A 23828-nucleotide genomic window follows, 5' to 3' on the forward strand; every position below is an offset into this window, starting at 1 on the left:
ATGTACAAACTCGAAGTCCAAGACCTGCACAAGCGCTATGGCAGCCATGAAGTGCTCAAGGGCGTGTCCCTGGCGGCCAAGGCAGGCGATGTGATCAGCATCATCGGCTCCAGCGGTTCGGGCAAGTCAACCTTCCTGCGCTGCATCAACCTGCTGGAGCAGCCCCACGCCGGCAAGATTCTGCTCAATAACGAAGAGCTGAAACTGGTCGCCGGCAAAGATGGCGCGCTCAAGGCGGCCGACGCGCGCCAGTTGCAGCGCATGCGCTCGCGCCTGTCGATGGTGTTCCAGCATTTCAACCTGTGGTCGCACATGACCGCGTTGGAGAACGTCATCGAAGCCCCCGTGCACGTGCTTGGGGTGAGCAAGAAAGAAGCCCTGGAAAAGGCCGAGTACTACCTGGCCAAGGTCGGTGTGGCCCACCGCAAGGATGCCTTCCCGGGGCACATGTCCGGTGGTGAGCAGCAGCGCGTGGCGATTGCCCGTGCCCTGGCCGTCGAGCCTGAGGTGATGCTGTTCGACGAGCCGACCTCGGCCCTTGACCCCGAGCTGGTGGGCGATGTGCTCAAGGTCATGCAGGCGCTGGCCCAGGAAGGCCGGACCATGGTGGTGGTGACCCACGAGATGGGCTTTGCCCGCGAGGTGTCGAACCAGTTGGTGTTCTTGCACAAAGGCTTGGTCGAAGAGACCGGCTGCCCGCGCGAGGTGCTGGCCAACCCGCAATCGGAGCGGCTCAAGCAATTCCTCTCCGGCAGCCTCAAGTAAAGTAGGCTGCATCTTTGCACCAGAATAGGGCATGCTGCGCAGCGAGCGCAGCCTGACCCTGTGCCACTGACGTGAACGCCCCCAAGGTTTCGGACCGCACCCTATGACCACCCAGCGAATCGGTTTTCTCATCTGGCCCAGCACCAAGCCCTTGACCCTGGCGCTGGCCGAGGAAGTGTTGCAGGTGGCCCAGCGGGTGCATCCGGACGTGGTCTACGACTTGGCGTTTCTGCAGGCGGAGCCTGCGGTGGAGGGCGCTTGGCGCCTGCCGGGCGAGCCGTGGAATGGCCGCCTCGAAGGGTGCCAGAAGCTCTTGTTGCTGGCCGACGAGCCGCCGCAGGCCGTGGGTTCGGTGCTGTCGACTGCACTCAAGCAACTGGCGCGCAGTGGTTGCATGATCGGTGGCTTGTCTGCCGGTGTGTATCCGCTGGCGCAGCTTGGCCTGCTCGACGGTTACCGCGCGGCGGTGCACTGGCGCTGGCAGGATGATTTTGCCGAGCGCTTCCCCAAGGTCATCGCTACCAGCCACCTGTTCGACTGGGACCGCGACCGCCTGACTGCCTGTGGTGGCATGGCGGTGACCGACCTGTTGCTGGCCGTGCTGGCGCGTGATCATGGCGCGGAGCTGGCGGGGGCGGTGTCCGAGGAGCTGGTGGTCGAGCGCATTCGCGAGGGCGGCGAGCGTCAGCGCATTCCGTTGCAAAACCGCTTGGGCTCCAGCCACCCCAAACTGACCCAGGCTGTGCTGCTGATGGAAGCCAACATCGAAGAGCCGCTGACCACCGACGAGATCGCCCAGCATGTGTGCGTGTCGCGTCGGCAGTTGGAGCGAATCTTCAAGCAGTACCTGAACCGCGTGCCTAGCCAGTATTACCTTGAGCTGCGGCTGAACAAGGCGCGGCAGATGCTGATGCAGACCAGCAAGTCGATCATCCAGATCGGCTTGTCGTGCGGGTTCTCTTCGGGGCCGCATTTTTCCAGTGCCTACCGTAACTTCTTTGGCGCGACGCCGCGGGAAGATCGCAACCAGCGGCGTAACAGCAGCCCGTTCGAGTTGAGCTCGGCGCCGGCTGAAAAAGGCTGAGATTCTGGTTGGGTTCGGGCGAATGCCTTGGGGGTGAGGGCGGCGCTCGATCTCCCAGGCGCCGCTAAACTATCGGCGTACGCCCAAAGGCACCGAATCCCTTGTGAACACCCGTTCACCCAGCCATCCACTCCCGTTACACTGCGCGATTGCGACAGTGTTTGTCGCATTGCCGAAAGCCTGGGTAAAACAGGGTTTTGCGCTGTAACAAGTTGTCGCTTGGCCGCAAGGACAGGCGCTGATCAGTCCTTACAATCCCCCCATCGCTCGCCACTTCCAGGCCAGCGTTCCTCTTCAGGAGACTCAGATGTCCGTTGAGCAAGCCCCGGTGCAACGTGCCGATTTCGACCAGGTCATGGTTCCCAACTATTCGCCGGCGGCCTTCATTCCTGTCCGAGGCGAGGGTTCCCGGGTTTGGGACCAGTCGGGTCGCGAGCTGATTGACTTTGCTGGCGGTATCGCTGTCAATGCCCTGGGTCACTGCCATCCGGCACTGGTCAAGGCGCTGACCGAGCAGGCCAACACCCTCTGGCACGTGTCCAACGTCTTCACCAACGAGCCGGCCCTGCGCCTGGCGCACAAGCTGGTAGACGCGACGTTTGCCGACCGTGCCTTCTTCTGTAACTCCGGTGCCGAGGCCAACGAGGCCGCCTTCAAGCTGGCCCGTCGCGTGGCCCATGACCGCTTCGGCCCTGAAAAGCACGAAATCATCGCCACCGTGAACAGCTTCCACGGGCGTACCCTGTTCACCGTCAGCGTCGGTGGCCAGCCGAAGTACTCCGATGGCTTCGGGCCGAAGATCACCGGCATCAGCCATGTGCCGTACAACGACCTGGAAGCACTGAAAGCACAGATTTCCGACAAGACCTGCGCCGTGGTAATCGAACCGATCCAGGGCGAAAGTGGTGTGGTACCGGCCGACAAGGCGTACCTGGAAGGCGCACGCAAGCTGTGCGATGAGCACAATGCCCTGCTGATCTTCGACGAAGTGCAGACCGGCGTTGGCCGTACCGGTTCGCTGTACGCTTACCAGCACTACGGTGTAACCCCAGATATCCTGACCAGCGCCAAGAGTCTGGGTGGCGGCTTCCCAATCGGCGCCATGCTGACTACCACGGAGCTGGCAAAACACTTGGCCGTCGGCACCCACGGCACCACCTATGGCGGTAACCCACTGGGTTGCGCCGTCGCCTGCGCGGTGCTGGACGTGATCAACACCCCTGAAACCCTGGCCGGCATCAAGGCCAAGCACACACGCTTCAAAACCCGCCTGGAGCAGATCGGCCAGCAGTACGGCCTGTTCTCCCAGGTGCGTGGCGTCGGCCTGCTGATCGGTTGCGTGCTGACCGACGCCTGGCAGGGCAAGGCCAAGGACGTGCTCAACGCCGCCGAGAAAGAAGGTGTGATGGTGCTGCAGGCCGGCCCGGACGTGGTGCGTTTCGCGCCTAGCCTGGTGGTCGAAGACGCCGACATCGATGAAGGCCTGAACCGCTTCGAGCGCGCCGTGGCCAAACTGACCCAAGGCTGATTCGCCAGCGGTCCCTTCGCCGGCCCTTAGCGGGCCGGCGATAGCTGAATTCCAGTGCGGGCGCGTGCTTGCCGTTTCAATCACGCGCCCGCCGTTTTTTCGCGCCGTCAAGAACGGCCCGCTTTACCAAAGGAGTGACACCATGCTGGTGATGCGCCCCGCGCAAATGGCTGACCTGAACGAAGTGCAGCGCATGGCTGCCGACAGCCCCATTGGTGTCACCTCGCTGCCGGACGATACCGCCCGTCTTGGCGACAAGATCGCCGCGTCGGAAACCTCCTTCGCCGCCGAGGTCAGCTTCAATGGCGAAGAAAGCTACTTCTTCGTGCTCGAAGACAGCGACACCGGCAAGCTTGCCGGCTGCTCGGCCATCGTCGCCTCGGCCGGTTACTCCGAGCCGTTCTACAGTTTCCGTAACGAGACCTTCGTGCACGCCTCGCGCGAGCTGAAGATCCACAACAAGATCCACGTTCTCTCGCTGTGCCACGACCTGACTGGCAACAGCTTGCTGACCAGCTTCTACGTGCTGCCCGAATTGGTCGGCAGCGGCTGGGCCGAGCTCAACTCGCGTGGCCGCCTGCTGTTCATGGCCTCGCACCCGGAGCGTTTTGCCGATTCGGTGGTGACCGAGATCGTGGGTTACAGCGACGATCAGGGCGAGTCGCCCTTCTGGGATGCAATAGGCCGCAACTTCTTCGACCTCAACTACGCCCATGCCGAGCGCCTGTGCGGGCTGAAGAGCCGTACCTTCCTGGCCGAACTGATGCCGCACTACCCGATCTACGTGCCGCTGCTGCCCGACGAAGCCCAGGAGGCCATGGGCCAAGTGCATCCGCGCGCGCAGATCACCTTCGACATCCTGATGCGTGAAGGCTTTGAGACCGAGCACTACATCGACATCTTCGACGGCGGGCCGACCTTGCACGCACGGGCTTCGGGCATCCGCTCGATTGCCCAGAGCCGTGTAGTACCGGTCAAGCTGGAGGAGGCCCCGGCCAAGGGTGGGCGCCCGTACCTGGTATGCAACGGCCAGTTGCAGGACTACCGCGCGGTGTTGCTGGAGCTCGACTGGGTGCCCGGCAAACCGGTCAGCCTGGGGCGCGACGCGGCCGAGGCCCTGGGTGTCGGTGAGGGTGCAAGCGTGCGGCTGGTTGCCGTGTAAGGCGTGAGCCTGCGCAGGCAGCTCGAAACAGCAAGCTCGAAACGAAGCGTTTCGCGGTGGCAGAGGTCGCCGCTCAAGGAGATAGCATGATCGTTCGTCCCGTACGCAGCAGCGATTTACCCGCGCTGATCGAATTGGCTCGCAGCACTGGTACCACCGGGCTGACCACGCTGCCAGCCAACGAAGAGCGCCTTGGGCATCGCGTGGGCTGGGCCGAGAAGAGCTTCCGTGGCGAAGCCGAGCGGGGCGATACCGACTACCTGTTCGTGCTGGAAAACGACGAGGGCCTGGTGGTGGGCATCAGTGCCATCGCCGGGGCCGTTGGCCTGCGTGAGCCTTGGTACAACTACCGGGTCGGGCTCACCGTCAGCGCCTCGCAGGAGCTGAACATCTACCGCGAGATCCCCACCCTGTTCTTGGCCAACGACCTGACCGGCAACTCCGAGCTGTGCTCGTTGTTTTTGCGCAGTGACTACCGTTCTGGCCTCAATGGCCGCTTGCTGTCGCGGGCGCGGATGTTGTTCATCGCCGAGTTCCCGGAGCTGTTCGGCAAGAAGATCATTGCCGAGATGCGCGGCATGTCCGACGAGCAGGGCCGCTCGCCGTTCTGGGAAAGCCTGGGCCGCCACTTCTTCAAGATGGAGTTCAGCCAGGCCGACTACCTGACCGGGGTGGGCAACAAGTCGTTCATCGCCGAGCTGATGCCCAAGTTCCCGCTGTACACCTGCTTCCTCTCCGAAGCCGCGCGCAACGTGATCGGGCGTGTACACACCGACACCGAGCCTGCGCTGGCCATGCTCAAGCAGGAAGGTTTCAACTACCAGGGCTATGTCGACATCTTCGACGCAGGCCCCGCCATCGAGTGCGAGACCGCCAAGATTCGTGCCGTGCGCGAAAGCCAGACCCTGGTGCTGGCGGTCGGTACCCCGGGCGATGACGCCACCCCTTACATCATCCACAACCGCAAACGCGACGACTGCCGCATCACGGCCGCGCCTGCACGCCTGGCGGCTGGCACCCTAGTGGTCGACCCGCTGACCGCCAAGCGCCTGCGCATGGGGGCTGGCGACAACGTGCGTGCCGTGCCGCTGTCGGCGAGCCGGGAGGCCCAGTAAATGACTACGCATTACATCGCCGGCCATTGGCAGGCCGGCCAGGGAGCACCCCTGCAATCGCTCAACCCCGTGACCCAGGCGGTTGTCTGGGACGGGCAGGGCGCCGACGCCAGCCAGGTTGACGCTGCCGTGAAGGCTGCGCGCCAGACCTTTCCGGCCTGGGCACAGTTGAGCCTGGAGGCACGTATCGATGTGCTGGAAAAGTTTGCCGAACAGCTGAAGCAGCATGCCGAAGCGCTGGCGCACTGCATCGGCGAAGAAACCGGCAAGCCGCTGTGGGAATCAGCGACCGAAGTCACCAGCATGATCAACAAGGTGGCGATTTCGGTACAGAGCTACCGTGAGCGCACCGGTGAAAAAAGCGGCCCACTGGCCGATGCCACGGCCGTGCTGCGGCACAAGCCCCACGGTGTGGTGGCGGTGTTCGGGCCCTACAACTTCCCCGGCCACTTACCCAATGGGCACATCGTGCCGGCACTGCTGGCGGGCAACTGCGTGGTCTTCAAACCCAGCGAACTGACGCCCAAGGTGGCCGAACTGACGGTCAACTGCTGGATCGCCGCTGGCCTGCCTGCCGGAGTGCTCAACCTTGTCCAGGGCGCGCGTGAAACCGGCGTGGCGCTGGCGGCCAACCCGGGTATCGACGGGTTGTTCTTCACCGGCTCCAGCCGCACTGGCAGCCTGTTGCACCAGCAGTTCGCCGGGCGCCCGGACAAGATCCTCGCGCTGGAAATGGGCGGCAACAACCCGTTGCTGGTGGACGAGGTCAAGGACCTGGACGCCGCGGTGTACACCATCATCCAGTCGGCCTTCATTTCTGCTGGCCAGCGCTGCACCTGTGCACGACGCCTGCTGGTGCCGCAAGGGGCGTGGGGCGATTCGTTGATCACGCGGCTGGTCGAGGTGTGCAAAGGCATCACCGTTGGCGCTTTCGACCAGCAGCCAGCGCCGTTCATGGGTTCGGTGATTTCGCTGCAGGCAGCGCAGGCGCTGATCGCAGCCCAGGCCGAGCTGGTGGGCAAGGGCGCCGTGAAGTTGCTGGAAATGACCCAACCCGAGGCCGATGCCGCGTTGCTGACGCCAGGCATTCTCGATGTCAGCGCCGTTGCCGACCGCCCGGACGAAGAGTTCTTCGGCCCGTTGCTGCAGGTGATTCGCTACGCCGATTTCGAGGCCGCCATCGATGAGGCCAACAACACCCAGTACGGCCTGGCCGCCGGTCTGCTGTCCGACTCCCGCGCCCGTTACCAGTACTTCTGGCTGCGCAGCCGGGCGGGCATCGTCAACTGGAACAAACAGTTGACCGGCGCCGCCAGCAGCGCGCCGTTCGGGGGTGTCGGCAACAGCGGCAACCACCGCGCCAGCGCCTATTACGCGGCCGACTACTGCGCTTACCCCGTGGCTTCGCTGGAGACCGCCAGCCTCGCCTTGCCGGCAACCTTGACGCCGGGCGTCACCCTATAACAAACGGTCTCGGAGCCTAGCCGATGAAATCCTATGAAGTGAATTTTGATGGCCTGGTGGGGCCTACCCACAACTATGGCGGCTTGTCTTACGGCAATGTGGCTTCGCAAAGCAACAGCCAGCAGGCGTCCAACCCGCGTGAAGCGGCGCGCCAGGGCCTGGCAAAGATGAAGGCCTTGGCCGACATGGGCTTCAAGCAGGGCGTGCTGGCCCCGCAGGAGCGCCCGGACGTGGCTGCGCTGCGCCGCCTGGGCTTCACTGGCAGCGATGCCGAGGTGATCCAGCGCGCTGCCAAGCAGGCCATGCCGTTGTTGGTGGCCAGCTGCTCGGCCTCGAGCATGTGGGTGGCCAACGCTGCCACGGTCAGCCCCAGTGCCGACACCGCCGATGGCCGCGTGCATTTCACTGCTGCCAACCTCAACTGCAAATACCACCGCAGCATCGAGCACCCGACCACCAGCCGTGTGCTGGGGGCGATGTTCGCCGATGACAAACACTTCGCCCACCACGAGGCATTGCCGGCGGTGGCGCAGTTCGGTGACGAGGGCGCGGCCAACCACACCCGCTTCTGTCGCAGCTACGGCGAGGCGGGCGTCGAATTCTTCGTCTACGGCCGCAGCGCCTTCGACAGCCGCTACCCTGCGCCGCAGAAGTACCCGGCACGGCAAACCCTGGAGGCTTCCCAGGCCGTGGTGCGGCTGCACGGCCTGCGCGACGACGGCGTGGTCTACGCTCAACAGAACCCGGCAGTGATCGACCAGGGCGTGTTCCACAATGACGTGATTTCGGTGGGCAACGGCGAGGTGCTGTTCTACCACGAGGACGCCTTCCTCGAGACCGAAGCGGTGCTTGGCCAGCTGCAAGCTAAACTGGCCCACAAGGGCGGCAACTTCCAGGCCATCCGAGTGCCGCGTGCGGCGGTGGCAGTAGACGACGCCGTGCGTTCGTACCTGTTCAACAGCCAGCTGCTCAGCCGTGACGACGGCTCCATGCTGCTGGTAGTGCCGGAGGAGTGCCGCAGTAACGAGCGCGTCTGGGCCTACCTGGAACAACTGACCCAGCAGGGCGGCCCGGTCAAAGAGGTCAAAGTGTTCGACCTCAAGCAGAGCATGCAGAACGGCGGAGGCCCTGCTTGCCTGCGTCTGCGCGTGGCATTGAAGGAATCGGAACTGGCGGCGGTGAATCCAGGCGTTATCATGACCGCGCCGCTGTACGACACCCTGCTGCAATGGGTCGACAAGCATTACCGCGATCGCCTTGGCGAAGCGGAGCTGGCCGATCCGCAACTGCTGGTCGAATGCCGTACGGCACTGGATGAGTTGACCCAGATTCTGAAATTGGGTTCGGTCTATCCGTTCCAACGCCAACCTTGAAGAGAGACTAAGTAATGACCGATGCCCTGCGCCTGATCCTCGAAGACGAAGACGGCACCCAGCTGGAAACCTCCTGCACCCGTTTTGCTGTGGTCTGGCAAGGCAAGGAAGTGTGGATTCAGCAGGACGGCCGCGGCCAGTTGCTGATTGGCGTGGATGTCGATGAAAACGACACCGAGTATGCCAACCTGCTGCTGCGCCCGATGGCCACCAACCTGGTCAGCCTGCAGCTGGAAATGGAGCTGGCTGAAGCCGCTGATGGCGACGATCACGTCCATGGCCCTGATTGCGGTCACCACCATTAAGGAAGTGCCTATGCTCGCCCTCGGCAAATTGCTTGAGCTGACCTTGACCGATCACGAACCGGCCGAGAAGACCCAAGTTACACCCAAGGGCGTGCGTTTGCGCTGGCTGGGGGAGGGCGCCCTTGAGGTGCGCCCGCCCGAGCATGAGGACAGTGGGCTCGACCTGCTACTGTCGGCCGGTATCCATGGTAACGAAACGGCGCCGATCGAGTTGCTCGAGCGCCTGTTGCATGGCGTGGCCAATGGCAAGATCAAGCCGCGTTCGCGGGTGTTGTTCCTGTTCGGCAACCCGGCGGCCATCCGCAAGGGCGAGCGCTTCGTCGAGCAGGACATCAACCGCCTGTTCAATGGTCGCCACGAGCTGTCCAGTGGTTTCGAGGCGCTGCGCGCCGCCGAGCTTGAACAGTTTGCCCGGGTGTTCTTCAGCAAGCCGGGCCGCCCCCGCCTGCATTACGACCTGCATACCGCCATCCGTGGCTCGAAGATCGAGCAGTTTGCCCTGTACCCCTACAAGGAAGGGCGCAAGCATTCCCGCCGGGAGCTGGCGCGCCTGGCCGCAGCGGGTATGGAGGCCGTGCTGTTGCAGAGCAAGTCGTCCATTACCTTCAGCGCCTTCACCTACGAGCAGCTCGACGCCGAAGCGTTCACCCTGGAGCTTGGCAAGGCGCGGCCGTTTGGGCAGAACGAGCAGGTCAACCTCGACAAGCTGGAAGAGCGCCTGATCCAGATCATCGAAGGCACCGAGCCTGAGACTGAAGACTCGCTGGAGGGCTTGAAACTGTTCCGCGTCGCCCGCGAGATCATCAAGCACAGCGAGGGCTTCCGCCTGCACTTGCCGGCGGATATCGAAAACTTCTCCGAGCTGAGCAAGGGTTACCTGCTGGCCGAAGACCTGGCCGAAATGCGCTGGGTGGTCGAGGAGGAGGGCGCGCGGATCATCTTCCCCAACCCCAAGGTAAAAAACGGGCTGCGCGCGGGAATTCTGGTAGTACCGGATTCGGGCCAGCGCCTAGGCTGAATACCGCCCTTGTAAGAGCAGCCTTGTGCTGCGAAGCGGCCAGTGCAAGCACAATGAATGCTCGCTGCTTGCACTGGCCGCTTCGCAGCACAAGGCTGCTCCTACCGGAAATGCAGCTTTATTGGATCCTGTTTCACCATGAAAACCTTTTAATTCACCGTCTATTCCATTTTCCCTTCCCTTCGGCCGTAATGGGCTTGCCAGTGGCGAAAGGCTGCAATTAGCATCCGATCATGTCATTTTCGTTTGCAACCGCCTGAAAACCGTCTATTCGACGTTTTCCATCGCATAAACACACTGCACCGAGTTTGCAGGACCGATATAATGCGGCCCTTTGCCGTCGTTTCGTCGACGCGTTTGCCCACCAGGGCCGCCGTTTCCGTGGAAGAACCTATGAAAAGCGCAGAAATCCGTGAAGCCTTCCTTCGCTTCTTCGAAGAGCAGGGACACACCCGAGTTGCCTCCAGCTCCCTGATCCCGGGCAATGACCCGACCCTGCTGTTTACCAACGCCGGCATGAACCAGTTCAAGGACTGCTTCCTCGGCCAGGAAAAGCGCGCCTACACCCGCGCCGTCAGCAGCCAGAAATGCGTACGCGCCGGTGGCAAGCACAACGACCTGGAAAACGTCGGCTATACCGCGCGTCACCATACGTTCTTCGAGATGCTGGGCAACTTCAGCTTCGGCGACTATTTCAAGCGCGACGCGATCACCTACGCCTGGACCTTCCTGACCTCGGACAAGTGGCTGAACCTGCCGAAGGAAAAGCTCTGGGTCACCGTCTACGCCACCGATGACGAAGCGTACGACATCTGGACCAAGGAAATCGGCGTACCGGCCGAGCGCATGGTGCGCATCGGTGACAACAAAGGCGCCCCGTACGCGTCCGACAACTTCTGGACCATGGGCGATACCGGCCCGTGCGGCCCTTGCACCGAGATCTTCTACGACCACGGCGCCGACATCTGGGGCGGCCCACCCGGCTCGCCGGAAGAAGACGGCGACCGCTACATCGAGATCTGGAACAACGTCTTCATGCAGTTCAACCGCACCGCCGATGGCGTCCTGCACCCGCTGCCTGCCCCCTCGGTAGACACCGGCATGGGCCTGGAGCGTGTCAGTGCGGTACTGCAGCATGTTCACTCGAATTACGAGATCGACCTGTTCCAGAACCTGCTCAGCGCCGCGGCCAAGGCCATCGGTTGCAGCAATGACAGCCAGGCGTCGCTGAAAGTGGTCGCCGACCATATCCGTTCGTGCGGCTTCCTGATTGCAGACGGCGTGCTGCCGTCCAACGAAGGCCGTGGCTACGTGCTGCGCCGCATCATTCGCCGCGCTTGCCGCCACGGCAACAAGCTGGGCGCCAAGGGCAGCTTCTTCTACCAGATCGTTGCCGCACTGGTGGCCGAGATGGGCGAAGCCTTCCCAGAGCTGAAGAGCCAGCAGGCGCATATCGAGCGCGTGCTCAAGGCTGAAGAAGAGCAATTCGCCAAGACCCTGGAGCAAGGCCTGCGCATCCTCGAGCAGGACCTGGCGCAACTGCAGGGTGACGTGGTGCCGGGTGACGTGGTGTTCAAGCTGTACGACACCTACGGCTTCCCCATGGACCTGACCGCCGACATCGCCCGCGAGCGCGAGCTGACCATCGACGAAGCCGGTTTCGAGCGTGAAATGGACGCTCAGCGTGAGCGTGCGCGCTCTGCCAGCGCCTTCGGCATGGACTACAACAGCCTGGTCAAGGTCGACACCGCCACAGACTTCCTGGGCTACACCACCACCGAAGGCCAGGCCAAGGTCATTGCCCTGTACAAGGACGGCCAGGCCGTCGAGCAGTTGGGCGAAGGCGAGCAGGGCGTGGTGATCCTCGACCGCACGCCGTTCTACGCCGAATCCGGCGGCCAGGTGGGTGACAGCGGCTTCCTGCAGGCCGGCGCCGTGCGCTTTGACGTGCGCGACACCACCAAGACCGGCGGTGCCTTCCTGCACCACGGTGTGGTTGCCAGCGGTGCATTGAGCGTGGGTGCCGAGGTCGAGGCCAAGGTCGACGCCGACGTGCAGCACGCCACCTCGCTGAACCACTCGGCCACTCACCTGCTGCACGAAGCGCTGCGCCAGGTGCTGGGCGATCACGTACAGCAGAAAGGCTCGCTGGTCGACAGCCAGCGCCTGCGTTTCGACTTCAGCCACTTCGAGGCGGTCAAGCCAGAGCAGATCAAGGCCCTGGAAGACATCGTCAACCGTGAAGTGCGCCGCAACACCGAAGTGCTGACCGAGGTGACCGACATCGAGACCGCCAAGCGCAAAGGCGCCATGGCCTTGTTCGGCGAGAAGTACGGCGATACCGTGCGCGTGCTGAGCATGGGTGGCGACTTCTCGGTGGAGCTGTGCGGGGGTATCCATGCCAAGCGCACTGGCGATATCAGCCTGTTCAAGATCATCAGCGAAGGCGGCGTGGCCTCTGGGGTACGTCGTATCGAAGCGGTTACCGGCGCGGCTGCGCTGGCCTACCTGAACGCTGCTGAAGAGCAGGTGAAGGAAGCCGCGCAACTGGTCAAGGGTAACCGTGACAACCTGATCGACAAGCTGTCGGCGGTGCTCGAGCGCAACCGTCAGCTGGAGAAGCAGCTGGAACAGCTGCAGGCCAAGGCCGCCAGCGCCGCCGGGGATGATCTCTCCAACGCGGCCGTTGAGGTCAAGGGTGCCAAGGTGCTTGCCGCTCGCCTGGATGGGCAAGATGGCAAGGCCTTGCTGGCCCTGGTCGATCAGCTGAAGAACAAGCTCGGCCACGCAGTGATCCTGCTGGGCAGTGAGCATGAGGGCAAGGTCGTGCTGGTGGCCGGCGTGACCAAGGACCTCTCCAGCCAACTCAAGGCTGGCGATCTGATGAAACAAGCCGCTGCGGCAGTGGGTGGCAAGGGCGGTGGCCGTCCGGACATGGCACAGGGTGGCGGCGTCGACGTCGCTGCGCTGGACCAGGCCCTGGCGCTGGCCGTGCCGTTCGCAGAGCAGGGACTTTGAGATGAGGGGGCCGGCGGTCTAGTCGCCGGCTCCTTCATGTTGGATTGTTTTTTGGGGCCCTGTATGGGCTGAGGCACCATTGAAATGGCGTTGATCGTACAGAAATTTGGCGGCACCTCTGTCGGTTCCATCGAGCGGATCGAGCAGGTAGCCGAAAAGGTCAAGAAACACCGTGAGGCGGGCGACGACCTGGTGGTCGTGCTGTCGGCCATGAGCGGTGAAACCAATCGCCTGATCGATCTGGCCAAGCAGATCACCGATCAGCCGGTTCCGCGTGAACTGGATGTGATCGTGTCGACCGGTGAGCAGGTCACCATTGCCCTGCTGACCATGGCCTTGATCAAGCGTGGTGTGCCAGCGGTGTCCTACACCGGTAACCAGGTGCGCATTCTGACCGACAGCTCGCACAACAAAGCCCGCATCCTGCAGATCGACGACCAGAAGATTCGCGCCGACCTCAAGGAAGGGCGTGTGGTCGTGGTTGCAGGTTTCCAGGGGGTCGACGAGCACGGCAGCATCACCACCCTCGGCCGTGGCGGCTCCGACACCACCGGCGTAGCCCTGGCGGCGGCGCTCAAGGCTGACGAGTGCCAGATCTACACCGATGTCGATGGCGTCTACACCACTGACCCGCGTGTGGTGCCGCAGGCACAGCGCCTGGAGAAGATCACCTTCGAAGAGATGCTGGAAATGGCCAGCCTCGGTTCCAAGGTGCTGCAGATCCGTTCGGTGGAGTTCGCCGGCAAGTACAACGTCCCGCTGCGCGTGCTGCACAGCTTCAAGGAGGGTCCGGGTACCCTCATTACCATTGATGAAGAGGAATCCATGGAACAGCCGATCATTTCCGGTATCGCCTTCAACCGTGATGAAGCCAAGCTGACCATTCGCGGCGTGCCGGACACCCCGGGCGTGGCCTTCAAGATCCTCGGCCCGATCAGCGCCTCGAACATCGAGGTCGACATGATCGTGCAGAACGTGGCGCACGATAACACCACCGACTTCACCTTCACCGTACACCGCAACGAGTACGAGAAGGCGCAGAACGTGCTGGAAAACACCGCCCGCGAAATCGGTGCCCGTGAAGTGATCGGCGACACCAAGATCGCCAAGGTCTCGATCGTTGGCGTTGGCATGCGCTCCCACGCAGGTGTTGCCAGCCGCATGTTCGAAGCCCTGGCCAAGGAGAGCATCAACATCCAGATGATCTCCACCTCCGAGATCAAGGTTTCGGTCGTGATCGAAGAGAAGTACCTGGAGCTGGCCGTACGCGCGCTGCACACCGCGTTCGAACTGGACGCTCCTGCCCGACAGGGCGAGTAAGGCGCTGCCTGGAAGGGCGCGGCTTGCCGCGCCCTTCGCGTTTCTGCTCGCCACGCACGCGCTGCTGCGGGGTGGGCAACCAGGGCTGGGTCGTCGTCCACGACCAGGCCCCCGATACCAAAGACTGTTATCCCTGAATGTTTTGCGTAAGGAGAAAGCTATGTTGATTCTGACTCGCCGGTGCGCCGAGAGCCTGATCATTGGAGACGGCGAGATCACCGTGACGGTGCTTGGCGTCAAAGGCAACCAGGTGCGTATTGGCGTCAGCGCCCCGAAAGAAGTGGCTGTGCACCGCGAGGAAATCTACCTGCGGATCAAGAAAGAGAAGGACGAGGAGCCAAGCCTTTAATTCTTTTGAAGTTTTTTTCAAAAAAAGGGTTGCAAAGGTGAAAGAGGTTCTTTAATATTCGCCTCGTGTTGCGGTGAGGTGGCCGAGTGGCCGAAGGCGCTCCCCTGCTAAGGGAGTATACCTCATAAGGGTATCGGGGGTTCGAATCCCCCCTTCACCGCCATTATTCGCTTAGGCCGCTGTAAACAGTAAGAACGCTAAGTAGTTGAAATTAAACGAAAAAAGTTCTTGCAAAAATGTTTCAGCGACCTATAATGCGCGGCAAGACACGGACTCATAGCTCAGCTGGATAGAGTACTCGGCTACGAACCGAGCGGTCGCAGGTTCGAATCCTGCTGAGTCCGCCACTTTTGAAGTGGCTTTGCTTACAAGGCTACTTCAAACAACCAGTGGTAATCTGGTCTAAAACTACCAACCACGGACTCATAGCTCAGCTGGATAGAGTACTCGGCTACGAACCGAGCGGTCGCAGGTTCGAATCCTGCTGAGTCCGCCACTTTTGAAGTGGCTCTGCTTGCAAAGACGCTTCAACAAGCCAGTGGTAATCTGGCCTAAAAATACCGACCACGGACTCATAGCTCAGCTGGATAGAGTACTCGGCTACGAACCGAGCGGTCGCAGGTTCGAATCCTGCTGAGTCCGCCATACAATCAAGAAGCCCGCTCAAATGAGCGGGCTTTTTGTTTTCTCCCGTTCACTGTTTCTCAGTGATGCCCGCTAGACTGCACATAAACCGGCCCGATAATCTTTTGCGCGGCATCTGTGTTTTTTCTTTTGCTTGCGCCGTCGCACACATAGCTTCGAGCGTTGTCCTAGCTTTATCTCGCAAACGATTGTTCTGGCCAAAAATTTAAGCGATCTGACAGCTTAGGCAGTGTATGATTGCGCCCGTCAGCCCCGCCGGGGCTTGTGGAATACCACCATGGACTTACCCAGTAGTTACTCCCTAACAAGATTCATACAGAAAGATCTGACCGATTGATTCCCCCGGCGTGCTCCGCTGCTGGGAGTGGAGTTCGCCTATGACTGAAGTAGAAGTAAAGAAAGCGCAAGAGAGCCTGCAGGATCGCCTGGCTCAGGTGGTCGAACTGCTGCAGCGCCAGCGCGTGGTCGAAGACCTCACCCACCGCCAGGAGGGTGCTCATCACGACCTGGTCGAAAACCTCGTCCACCGCCAGAACCTCGTCGAGCTGCAGCGCAAGCTTGATGACCTGCACCCCGCCGACGTCGCCTACATCCTCGAAGCATTGCCCCTGGAAGACCGCCTGACGGTCTGGCAGCTGGTGCGCTCGGACCGCGACGGCGACATCCTGCTTGAAGTATCCGATTCGGTTCGCCAATCGCTGATCGCCGACATGGACGATCACGAACTGCTCGCCGCTGCCAAGGAAATGGACGCCGACGAGCTGGCCGATCTTGCACCCGAGCTGCCGCGCGACGTCGTTCACGAGTTGATGGAAACCCTCGATGCCCAGCAACGCGAGCGCGTGCGTTCGGCGCTGAGCTACGACGAGGAGCAGGTCGGTGCGTTGATGGACTTCGAGATGGTCACCATCCGCGAAGACGTCAGCCTCGAAGTCGTATTGCGTTACCTGCGCCGCCTGAAAGAGCTGCCGAACCACACCGACAAACTGTTCGTGGTCGACTATGACGGCATTCTCAAGGGCGTGCTGCCCATCAAGCGCCTGCTGGTCAATGACCCGGACAAGAAGGTGGCAGAGGTCATGGCGACCGACCCTGTGTCCTTCCACCCCGAGGAAGATGCCTACGACGCGGCTCAAGCCTTTGAACGTTACGACCTGGTATCCGCCCCGGTGGTGGACAAGAGCGATCGCCTGATCGGCCGTCTGACCATTGACGAAATGGTTGACCTGATCCGTGAGGAGAGCGAGAGCGAAGTGCTGAACATGGCCGGTCTGCGCGAAGAAGAAGACATCTTCGCCTCGGTCTGGCGTTCGCTGCGCAACCGTTGGGCGTGGCTGGCCATCAACCTGATTACCGCATTCCTGGCTTCGCGGGTGATCGGCCTGTTCGAGGGTTCGATCGAGAAGCTGGTGGCGCTGGCCGCCTTGATGCCGATCGTGGCAGGTATCGGTGGCAACTCTGGCAACCAGACCATCACCATGATCGTGCGCGCGATGGCGCTGGACCAGGTGTCGCCGGGTAATACCAGCCGCCTGATGCGCAAGGAGCTGGCCGTATCGTTGCTCAACGGCTTGATCTGGGGTGGCGTGATCGGTGCGGTGGCGTTCTGGCTGTATGGCAGTTGGTCGTTGGGCCTGGTGATGACCGCGGCTATGACCTTGAACCTGCTGTTGGCAGCGTTGATGGGGGTGTTGATCCCGATGACCCTGACACGCCTGGGGCGCGATCCGGCGATGGGCTCCAGCGTGATGATCACGGCAGTGACCGACAGCGGCGGGTTCTTCATCTTCCTGGGCTTGGCGACGCTGTTCCTGCTCTAATTCGTGGAGGGGCCAGCCCATGGCCTGTAGGAGCAGCCTTGTGCTGCGAAGAGGCCCTGATAGCAGCCAACATTCATGGCGTTGTCACTGGCGTCTTCGCAGTGCAAGGCCGCTCCTACACACGATTGCTAATGATGTGACGAACAATAAAAAAGCCAGCTTACGCTGGCTTTTTTGTGTTCGCTGGCAACCTTCAGGAAGCGTCGGCGGCCATTTCTACATCGTGAGCGATGAGGGCGACCAGAGCGTTCTGCTGGCGGTGGGACAGTTGGCGGAAGCGTTGCAGCAACTCGCGCTCATGCAGGGACAGTTCAGGGCTGTCCAGGCGCATGCTCAGCTCGTCACCCAACGCGCCTTCCTGGATAAGGCTCTGTTCCAGGCGCGCGATGATCTCGGAGTTCATGCTGCGGTGATGGTTGCGCGCTACCTCGGCAATGCGCTCACGCATCCCATCTGGCAGGCGGACGACAAACTTGTCAGCGGTGCGGCTGGAGTAAATAGCCTGTTTCATTGGGCGCATATAAATTGACCGGATTTACTGGTTCAGGGGACGCGGTTCTCAAATTGGCCGCACGGGGTGGAAATACGACCGTGGCGACAACAAAATGTTCAACCCTCGTGGAAAATTGGATGCTCATCTTGCCTCATGGTCGCCGTTTCCTTGGCGTCAATTCTGTGACAAATAGTGAGCCCGGTAAAGGCTTTCTGCCAGTACCAATTATCAGAAATGAGCACTGGTTTGAAAAGTTTTACATGCTCCGACTTGTCCCGCCGTCAGTCTTCTGCCGTCAAAAACTGGTAAAACGCAGCAAAAGGCCAAGAAAACTCCTAGAATGCGCGGGTTTCCTTCCATAGAGCATAGTGGCTATGCAACATGACGCAAGCGCACGGCGATCAGCGACAGGCCGCCTGATATTTCTGATAGGACCGTCGGGTTCAGGGAAAGATTCCCTGATCGATGCCGCGCGCGAGCAACTCACTGCTGCCGGGGTGAAAATTGCTCGCCGCATCATCACGCGCTCGGCCGAAGCCAAGGGCGAAGCAGCCCAAGGCGTCACTGCCCAACAGTTCGAAGCGATGCGTGCGCAGGGTGCCTTTGCCATGAATTGGCAAGCCAATGGGCTGAACTACGGGATCGCGCAGCACGTTGATCAATGGCTGGAAGCGGGCAGCGCGGTGCTGGTGAACGGCTCTCGTGCCTATCTGGCTGAAGCGCGGCGGCGGTACCCAGATCTTCTGGCAGTGCTCATCGACGTGAAGCCCCAGGTATTGCGCCAGCGCTTGCTGGCTAGAGGCAGGGAAACCCCGGACGAGATCGAACAGCGGCTGGCGCGTAATGCGGGGCTGCAAGCCTTCAACGACCCTGCCGTGCATGTGCTGGACAATTCCACTACGCTCGAGGCAGCGGTGACCGGGTTGTTCAAACTGCTTCATGATGAAGGCGTAATCCCGTACCTGACCCAACCAGCCACGGAACCGCAGAAAAGGATTACGTGAAAAAGGCCTGTTGCAGCATGACAAACGGCAGCATGCTGGTTAACATGCTGGCCGTCCAACCGTGCAGTGTTCACTGCCCGGTTCTAGCGTCTCAGTAGCTCAATTGGATAGAGCATCCCCCTCCTAAGGGGAAGGTTGCAGGTTCAATTCCTGCCTGGGACGCCATTCTTCAAAACGATCCCGCACCTTCATCGCCCTCCGACGCTTTTGTCGGCAGACGTGCGCGCGCTTTGCCTACAGCCCCCAGTGCTTCAATGCCCACAGCGCGCCCATGCCCACGCCCAGCGTCAACAGCGTGCTGCGCGTACGCCAGGCCACCAGGCCCGCCAGTATCGCGGCGGGAATTTGCGGGTTCATCCAATCGAAGTCGGCGTGCCGGTCAGGGAGCACCACGGCCGGCAGCACCAGTGCGGCCAGCACGCTGGCTGGCACGTAGGCCAGCGCGCGGCGAAACAGCGGCGGGATGCGCAGCACGGTGTAGAACTCGATGAACGACAAGCGGACCGCGAAGGTACCCAGGCCGATCAGCAGGAAGGTAATCCACTGGCTCATTTCGCTCATCATGCGTCCTGCTCGATGTGTTCATCCGCCACGGGCTGTACGGGTTTTGTTTTCTGCAGGTTCTCGAGGGTCAAGCCGGCGATGATCCCACCCAATGCACCCGCCAACAGGCCCAGGTTATAAGGCAGGTCGACCGCCAGCACCGCGAGCAGCCCGCCGGTCAGCGCGGCGCCGAGTGTCGCCCGGTTACGGATGCTGGGGATCAGCAGCGCCAGGAACGACAAAGGGATGGCAAAGCCCAGCGACCAGTCTTCGGGGATGCCTGCGCCCAGGTACATGCCGGCCAGCACCGAAAGGTTCCAGCCAAACCACATGGTAATCGCCGTGCCAGCGTAGTAGTGAAAGGCGAAGCGCCCGAGCTCGCCTGAAGACATCTTCAATGAGCACAAGGCAAAGGATTGGTCGGAAAGCAGGTAGGCCATCGGCCATTTATGGCGCCGTGGCAGGTGGCTCAGGTGCGGGGCGAGGCTGGCGCTGTACATCAGAAAGCGCAGGTTGATCACCAGCGCCGTAACCACCATCGTCACCGGCAGGGCGCCGCTTTGCATCAATTGCATCACCACCATCTGCGCGGAGCCTGAATAGAACAGTAACGTCATGCCGATGGCATCGGCGGGCGACAGGCCCATGCCGATGGCCGTGACCCCCGTGATCAAACCAAAGGGTACGACCCCGGAGGTCAATGGCAGGACGCTGTGGGCGCCCTGTCTGAACGCTTGGGTCGCGCTGGGGTACGGCATTTGAATTCCTTGACGGTGTACGGGAGGGGGATGCTCGCTCCCAAGGTAATGCGCGTGAAAGTTGCCCGCAATGGCTGCGTGTTCAAGGTGTCGCCCCCTGCCAGAGGAAGGGGGCATGGCTCAGCGATGGATCCGCGCGGTCAGTCTATGTTGTTGGCCGCCGACCAATCGGCGTACCAGGTGCGGAACAACGCGTACTGCTGTTCGGCATAGCGGCGTTGGGCGTCGCTCAACGCATCGCTTTCGTTGAAGTGCAGGGTGTATTCCTGGTCGCCATTGAGCACCATCAGGTGCTTGTAGTACAGGACCAGGTCGCAGCCTTCATCGAACGACGACAGCACGGCCAGGGCCGCTTCCAGCTCGGCGGCCAGCCGGCGCGCTTTTGCATCGCCTTTGGCTGCGCGTTTGGCCAGTGCGACCAGGTGCAGCACTTCGCGCGGCAGGGCATTGCCGATGCCGGTGATGGCGCCGGTGGCATTGCAGTTGACGAAACCGTGCACCACCTGGGTATCGACGCCCACCATCAAGGTCACGTCGTCATCTTTGGAGGTGATGAATTCTGCGGCATAGCGCAGGTCGGCACCGCCGCCGAATTCCTTGAAGCCGATCAGGTTCGGGTGTTCGCGGCGCAGGTCGAAAAACAGGTCGGCGCGGGTCGCGAAACCATAGTACGGGCTGTTGTAGATCACCGCCGGCAGCTGAGGGGCAGCGTCGAGAATGGCCTTGAAGTGGGCCTTTTGGGCCACTGCCGAGGCGCCGCGGGACAGCACGCGAGGGATCACCATCAAGCCCTGGGCGCCGACTTTGGCGGCATGGGCGGCATGGGCCACGGCTTCGCGGGAATTGACCGCACCGGTGCCAACGATGGTCGGGATGCCGGCGGCGACCAGGCGGGCCACGCCTTCCTGGCGTTCGGCCTCGGTCAGCAGCGGCCAGTCGCCCATGGAGCCGCAATACACCACGGCGCTCATGCCGGCGTCGATCAACTTGCGGCCTTTGCGTACCAGCGCGTCGAAGTCCGGTTTACGGTCCGGTGTGCAAGGGGTCATCAGTGCAGGGATGGTGCCGGTGAAGATGTTGCTCATGGTCATTACCTCGAGAGTTGTCGTTCTTGTTGGTCTGTCAGCGCTTGGCAGTGCGCGCCACGGATTCTTCGTCCACCGCCCGCAGCGATTTGCCGCGTGTCTCCCTGGCACCGGCGACGGCAATGATCGAGATCACGGCGGAGGCCACCAGGTACCAGGCGATCGGTGTGGAGCTGTTGTATTCCTTGAGCAGGGTCACCGCGATCAGCGGGGCCAGCGAGCCGGCGAGGATTGGCGCGACCTGGTAGCACAGCGACAGGGCGGTGTAGCGCACATGGGTGGGGAACAGCTCGGCCATCAGGGCGGAGTAGGGCGCGTAGGTCATCGACTCGATGGCCAGCCCCAGGGTGATGGCGGCCATGATCAGCCAGTTGTTGCCGGTGTCCATCATCGGGAAGCCGATGAACCCCCAGAAGGCGGTGAGCACGGCGCCGATCAGGTACACAGGCTTGCGCCCGATGATGTCCGAGAGGTAGCCCATGAACGGGATCATGAAGAAGTGCAGCAGGTGAGCGCCAAACATCAGCAGCAGGATCTGTGACGTGTCCTTGTGCACCACCAGCTTCAGGTAGGTGATGGAGAAGGTAACGACGATGTAGTACAGAATGTTTTCGGCAAACCGCGCACCAATGCCGATCAGCACCTCGCGCCAGTATTTGGTGACCACCTCGACCACGCCCAGTTGCTGGCTTTCCATCAACTGCTGGCGGGCCTGGGCTTCTTTGAAGATGGGCGCATCGTCGACCCGGGTACGGATCCAGTAGCCAATCAGCACGACCACCGCCGAGAACCAGAAGGCAACGCGCCAGCCCCAGTCCAGGAACTGCGCTTCGCTCAGGTTGGTGGAGAGCAGCAGGAGGATGACCGTGGCAATCAGGTTGCCTGCTGGCACGCCGGCTTGCGGCCAGCTGGCCCAGAAGCCGCGGCGGTTGTCCGGGCTGTGTTCGGACACCAGCAATACCGCGCCGCCCCATTCACCGCCAAAGGCAAAGCCCTGGATCAACCTCAGTACCACCAGCAGGATGGGGGCGGCGTAGCCGATGCGTTCGAAGGTGGGCAAGCAGCCCATCAGGAAGGTAGTCACCCCGACGACGATCAGGCTGATCTGCAGCAGGTGCTTGCGGCCGACCTTGTCGCCGTAGTGGCCAAACACCAAGCCGCCGATGGGGCGAGCGAGAAAGCCCACGGCGTAAAGGGCGAAAGCCGCGATGATGCCGTCCATCGCACTGCCGGTCTGGCGGAAGAACAGTTGGCCGAACACCAAGGCCGATGCTGTGCCATAGAGAAAGAACTCGTACCACTCGGCAACAGCGCCCGCCATCGCGGCTGCCACCACACGTTTGATGCCCGCAGGCGCCTTGTCTGCTGTGTTCACGGCATTCACTGATGCCGCCGTTGAGGGTGTGGCCATCGTTTTGCACTCCGATACGTATTATTGGAAGAAGGAGTAGGCAGTTCGGCATCGATTGGGTGCCGTGTATTCCTTATATGGTATTTCGTATACGATATCTAGATAAGCAAAAACGAAGCCAAACAGGCCGGTCTCGGTATGGCGTGTAGGAGCAGCCTTGTGCTGCGAAGCGGTCGGTGCTGTCGGCGGAGATTTACGGGGTTATTACGGGCCTCTTCGCAGCACAAGGCTGCTCCTACAACGAGCGCGCGGTGGGTGAGAGAGTTAGTTATGGGGCAGGTGATCGTAAAGGCTTTGGCACACACCATTGATGTGCGCTTCGATCAGCCGAGCGGCCAGCTCTACATCCCGTGCACGGCAGGCGGCGACGATATCGCGATGCTCGTGATCGGCCCGGTCCTTGCCCGCCGACAAACTCATCTGCATGCGCAAATAACGTTCGACCTTGTCATGGATGGAGCGAATCAGGCCGATCAGGTAGGGGCGTTTCGCCGGCTCGTACAAACAAGCGTGCAACGCCCAGTTGAGGTCGGCCCAACGGCCGATGTCATCCTCGCCGATGAACTCTGCGCAGATGGCTTCGGCACGGGCAAAGTGTTCTTCGGTCATGTTGGGGATCGCCAGGCGGATCGCCTTCACTTCCAGCAGCACCCTTACTTCGAACATCTGCGCCAGTTCGGGCTCCGAGATGCGCGTGACCAGTGCGCCGCGGTTACGATGAAAGTCCACCAGGCCTTCCGCTTCAAGGCGTTTCAAGGCTTCACGCACAGGAATCTTGCTGACATTGAAGGCTTGCGCCACCTCGTCCTGGCGCACGGGTTCGCCTTCGGCGAGTTGGCCTGAAATGATCGCCTCGCGCAGGTGCTTGGCGATGATTTCGGACATTGAAGGGGTTGCCCCCAGGTTGGTGGCTTTGAACGACGGCAGCGGCACGGGATTTTCCAGCAGGCGGGCTTGGTGGATATTTTATACGAAATGCAGGGTTATCCAAACCAACCGCCTGCGTTGTTTCACGCTTAGCTGGCTGCCTGTTCCTCGTTACTCGCAGTGGCTTGCTGCTGGGTGAGTTGCTCCTCGACCTTCGCATGGAGCTTGCGCTCGATGTCTTCCTTCATACGCTGGGCGATCAGTTCGTCGACCTTCGCCCTCGCCTCAGGCGGCAAGGCGTTGTACTCCTCCTCGGTCAGGCCCATTTCGAGCAGCAGCTTTTCCTTGATCAACTCGCCAGGCGATTTGGCCATGAAATCGCGAAAGTCCTGAAGGGCGTTGCTGGTTGTCTGCGTGTCAGCGCTAGCTTGCTGGCGCGCAGGGACCTCAGGGTTTTGCATCGCAACCTTGAGTTTGGCAAAGGCCTCTTCGCGTGCATCCTCGGCCTTTTGCTGTGAGGTATTGCTTTGATTGTGCTGTTGCGCTGCGGCGTTGCCGGTAGCCACCGGCGCGCGCAGTTGCGCGGCCTGGGCAACGGCCTGTTCATCAGTGACGCGCTGGGGTTGGTGAACTGTGGGCTGCCAGCTGACGCCGTTGGGGGCGATTATCATGTTTCCTCCTTGGAAATCTCATTGGCAGGC

The 23828-nt window shown here is 61.6% G+C and carries 21 protein-coding genes and 5 tRNA genes; 19 read left to right on the forward strand and 7 right to left on the reverse strand.

The window, feature by feature from the left end; all coding sequences use genetic code 11:
• The 17 genes from aotP to mgtE all read left to right on the forward strand — a co-directional run bounded on the left by aotP (position 1) and on the right by mgtE (position 16966).
• Positions 1 to 765 (forward strand): arginine/ornithine transport ATP-binding protein AotP, encoded by a 765-nt coding sequence (aotP, locus tag QOS90_RS05320; RefSeq protein ID WP_027593086.1) that lies wholly within the window; start codon positions 1 to 3, stop codon positions 763 to 765.
• A gap of 103 nt (positions 766 to 868) precedes the next feature.
• Positions 869 to 1849, forward strand: coding sequence for a transcriptional regulator ArgR (gene argR, locus QOS90_RS05325; protein WP_027593085.1), 981 nt, complete (start codon positions 869 to 871; stop codon positions 1847 to 1849).
• 307 nt (positions 1850 to 2156) lie between these two features.
• Complete coding sequence (locus tag QOS90_RS05330) at positions 2157 to 3377, forward strand: aspartate aminotransferase family protein (protein WP_085272485.1); 1221 nt, start codon at positions 2157 to 2159, stop codon at positions 3375 to 3377.
• 142 nt (positions 3378 to 3519) lie between these two features.
• Positions 3520 to 4539: an arginine/ornithine succinyltransferase subunit alpha gene (gene aruF / locus QOS90_RS05335; protein WP_027593083.1), complete on the forward strand. Its 1020-nt coding sequence runs from the start codon at positions 3520 to 3522 to the stop codon at positions 4537 to 4539.
• Positions 4540 to 4625: 86 nt separating this feature from the next.
• Complete coding sequence (astA, locus tag QOS90_RS05340) at positions 4626 to 5654, forward strand: arginine N-succinyltransferase (RefSeq protein ID WP_027593082.1); 1029 nt, start codon at positions 4626 to 4628, stop codon at positions 5652 to 5654.
• Positions 5655 to 7118 carry a succinylglutamate-semialdehyde dehydrogenase gene (gene astD, locus QOS90_RS05345; RefSeq protein WP_085272486.1) on the forward strand — a complete coding sequence of 488 codons (1464 nt, stop codon included), beginning with the start codon at positions 5655 to 5657 and terminating at the stop codon, positions 7116 to 7118.
• A gap of 23 nt (positions 7119 to 7141) precedes the next feature.
• Positions 7142 to 8491: an N-succinylarginine dihydrolase gene (astB, locus tag QOS90_RS05350; RefSeq protein WP_085272487.1), complete on the forward strand. Its 1350-nt coding sequence runs from the start codon at positions 7142 to 7144 to the stop codon at positions 8489 to 8491.
• Positions 8492 to 8505: 14 nt separating this feature from the next.
• Positions 8506 to 8796 carry a hypothetical protein gene (locus tag QOS90_RS05355; protein ID WP_027593079.1) on the forward strand — a complete coding sequence of 97 codons (291 nt, stop codon included), beginning with the start codon at positions 8506 to 8508 and terminating at the stop codon, positions 8794 to 8796.
• Positions 8797 to 8806: 10 nt separating this feature from the next.
• Entirely contained in the window at positions 8807 to 9814 is a 1008-nt protein-coding gene (astE, locus tag QOS90_RS05360) for a succinylglutamate desuccinylase (protein ID WP_085272488.1), read from the forward strand.
• 393 nt (positions 9815 to 10207) lie between these two features.
• Entirely contained in the window at positions 10208 to 12832 is a 2625-nt protein-coding gene (gene alaS / locus QOS90_RS05365; protein WP_085272489.1) for an alanine--tRNA ligase, read from the forward strand.
• A gap of 84 nt (positions 12833 to 12916) precedes the next feature.
• A complete protein-coding gene (locus QOS90_RS05370) occupies positions 12917 to 14152 on the forward strand; it encodes an aspartate kinase (RefSeq protein WP_027593076.1) in 1236 nt (411 codons plus the stop codon).
• A 160-nt stretch (positions 14153 to 14312) separates the two neighbouring features.
• Positions 14313 to 14501, forward strand: coding sequence for a carbon storage regulator CsrA (gene csrA, locus QOS90_RS05375; protein ID WP_003254503.1), 189 nt, complete (start codon positions 14313 to 14315; stop codon positions 14499 to 14501).
• A gap of 72 nt (positions 14502 to 14573) precedes the next feature.
• Positions 14574 to 14664, forward strand: a tRNA-Ser gene (locus tag QOS90_RS05380).
• A 107-nt stretch (positions 14665 to 14771) separates the two neighbouring features.
• Positions 14772 to 14848 (forward strand) — tRNA-Arg (locus tag QOS90_RS05385).
• Between the two features lie 72 nt (positions 14849 to 14920).
• Positions 14921 to 14997, forward strand: a tRNA-Arg gene (locus tag QOS90_RS05390).
• A gap of 72 nt (positions 14998 to 15069) precedes the next feature.
• Positions 15070 to 15146, forward strand: a tRNA-Arg gene (locus QOS90_RS05395).
• Positions 15147 to 15523: 377 nt separating this feature from the next.
• A complete protein-coding gene (gene mgtE / locus QOS90_RS05400; protein WP_027593075.1) occupies positions 15524 to 16966 on the forward strand; it encodes a magnesium transporter in 1443 nt (480 codons plus the stop codon).
• A gap of 193 nt (positions 16967 to 17159) precedes the next feature.
• On the opposite strand, the gene QOS90_RS05405 is transcribed toward mgtE, so the two are convergent.
• Positions 17160 to 17486 carry an Arc family DNA-binding protein gene (locus QOS90_RS05405; RefSeq protein ID WP_003254499.1) on the reverse strand — a complete coding sequence of 109 codons (327 nt, stop codon included), beginning with the start codon at positions 17484 to 17486 and terminating at the stop codon, positions 17160 to 17162.
• Between the two features lie 347 nt (positions 17487 to 17833).
• On the opposite strand from QOS90_RS05405, the gene phnN reads away from it, so the two are divergent.
• Both phnN and QOS90_RS05415 read left to right on the forward strand, forming a co-directional pair.
• Positions 17834 to 18463 carry a phosphonate metabolism protein/1,5-bisphosphokinase (PRPP-forming) PhnN gene (gene phnN / locus QOS90_RS05410; RefSeq protein ID WP_085272491.1) on the forward strand — a complete coding sequence of 210 codons (630 nt, stop codon included), beginning with the start codon at positions 17834 to 17836 and terminating at the stop codon, positions 18461 to 18463.
• A gap of 88 nt (positions 18464 to 18551) precedes the next feature.
• A tRNA-Arg gene (locus QOS90_RS05415) sits at positions 18552 to 18628 on the forward strand.
• 69 nt (positions 18629 to 18697) lie between these two features.
• On the opposite strand, the gene QOS90_RS05420 is transcribed toward QOS90_RS05415, so the two are convergent.
• The 6 genes from QOS90_RS05420 to QOS90_RS05445 form a co-directional block, all read right to left on the reverse strand.
• Positions 18698 to 19024, reverse strand: coding sequence for an AzlD domain-containing protein (locus tag QOS90_RS05420; RefSeq protein WP_027593074.1), 327 nt, complete (start codon positions 19022 to 19024; stop codon positions 18698 to 18700).
• Positions 19024 to 19764 (reverse strand): AzlC family ABC transporter permease, encoded by a 741-nt coding sequence (locus QOS90_RS05425; protein ID WP_027593073.1) that lies wholly within the window; start codon positions 19762 to 19764, stop codon positions 19024 to 19026. The genes QOS90_RS05420 and QOS90_RS05425 overlap by 1 nt, the downstream gene beginning before the upstream one ends.
• Before the next feature lie 140 nt (positions 19765 to 19904).
• Positions 19905 to 20849 carry a dihydrodipicolinate synthase family protein gene (locus tag QOS90_RS05430; protein ID WP_371097234.1) on the reverse strand — a complete coding sequence of 315 codons (945 nt, stop codon included), beginning with the start codon at positions 20847 to 20849 and terminating at the stop codon, positions 19905 to 19907.
• Between the two features lie 37 nt (positions 20850 to 20886).
• Positions 20887 to 22260: a fosfomycin efflux MFS transporter AbaF gene (abaF, locus tag QOS90_RS05435; protein ID WP_027593071.1), complete on the reverse strand. Its 1374-nt coding sequence runs from the start codon at positions 22258 to 22260 to the stop codon at positions 20887 to 20889.
• A 264-nt stretch (positions 22261 to 22524) separates the two neighbouring features.
• Positions 22525 to 23145 (reverse strand): GntR family transcriptional regulator, encoded by a 621-nt coding sequence (locus QOS90_RS05440; protein ID WP_097151317.1) that lies wholly within the window; start codon positions 23143 to 23145, stop codon positions 22525 to 22527.
• A 131-nt stretch (positions 23146 to 23276) separates the two neighbouring features.
• Complete coding sequence (locus QOS90_RS05445) at positions 23277 to 23798, reverse strand: hypothetical protein (RefSeq protein ID WP_085272492.1); 522 nt, start codon at positions 23796 to 23798, stop codon at positions 23277 to 23279.
• Positions 23799 to 23828: the final 30 nt, after the last annotated feature.

Origin of the sequence: Pseudomonas sp. LAIL14HWK12:I10, assembly GCF_900184205.1 — a bacterium.
GTDB lineage: Bacteria > Pseudomonadota > Gammaproteobacteria > Pseudomonadales > Pseudomonadaceae > Aquipseudomonas > Aquipseudomonas kermanshahensis.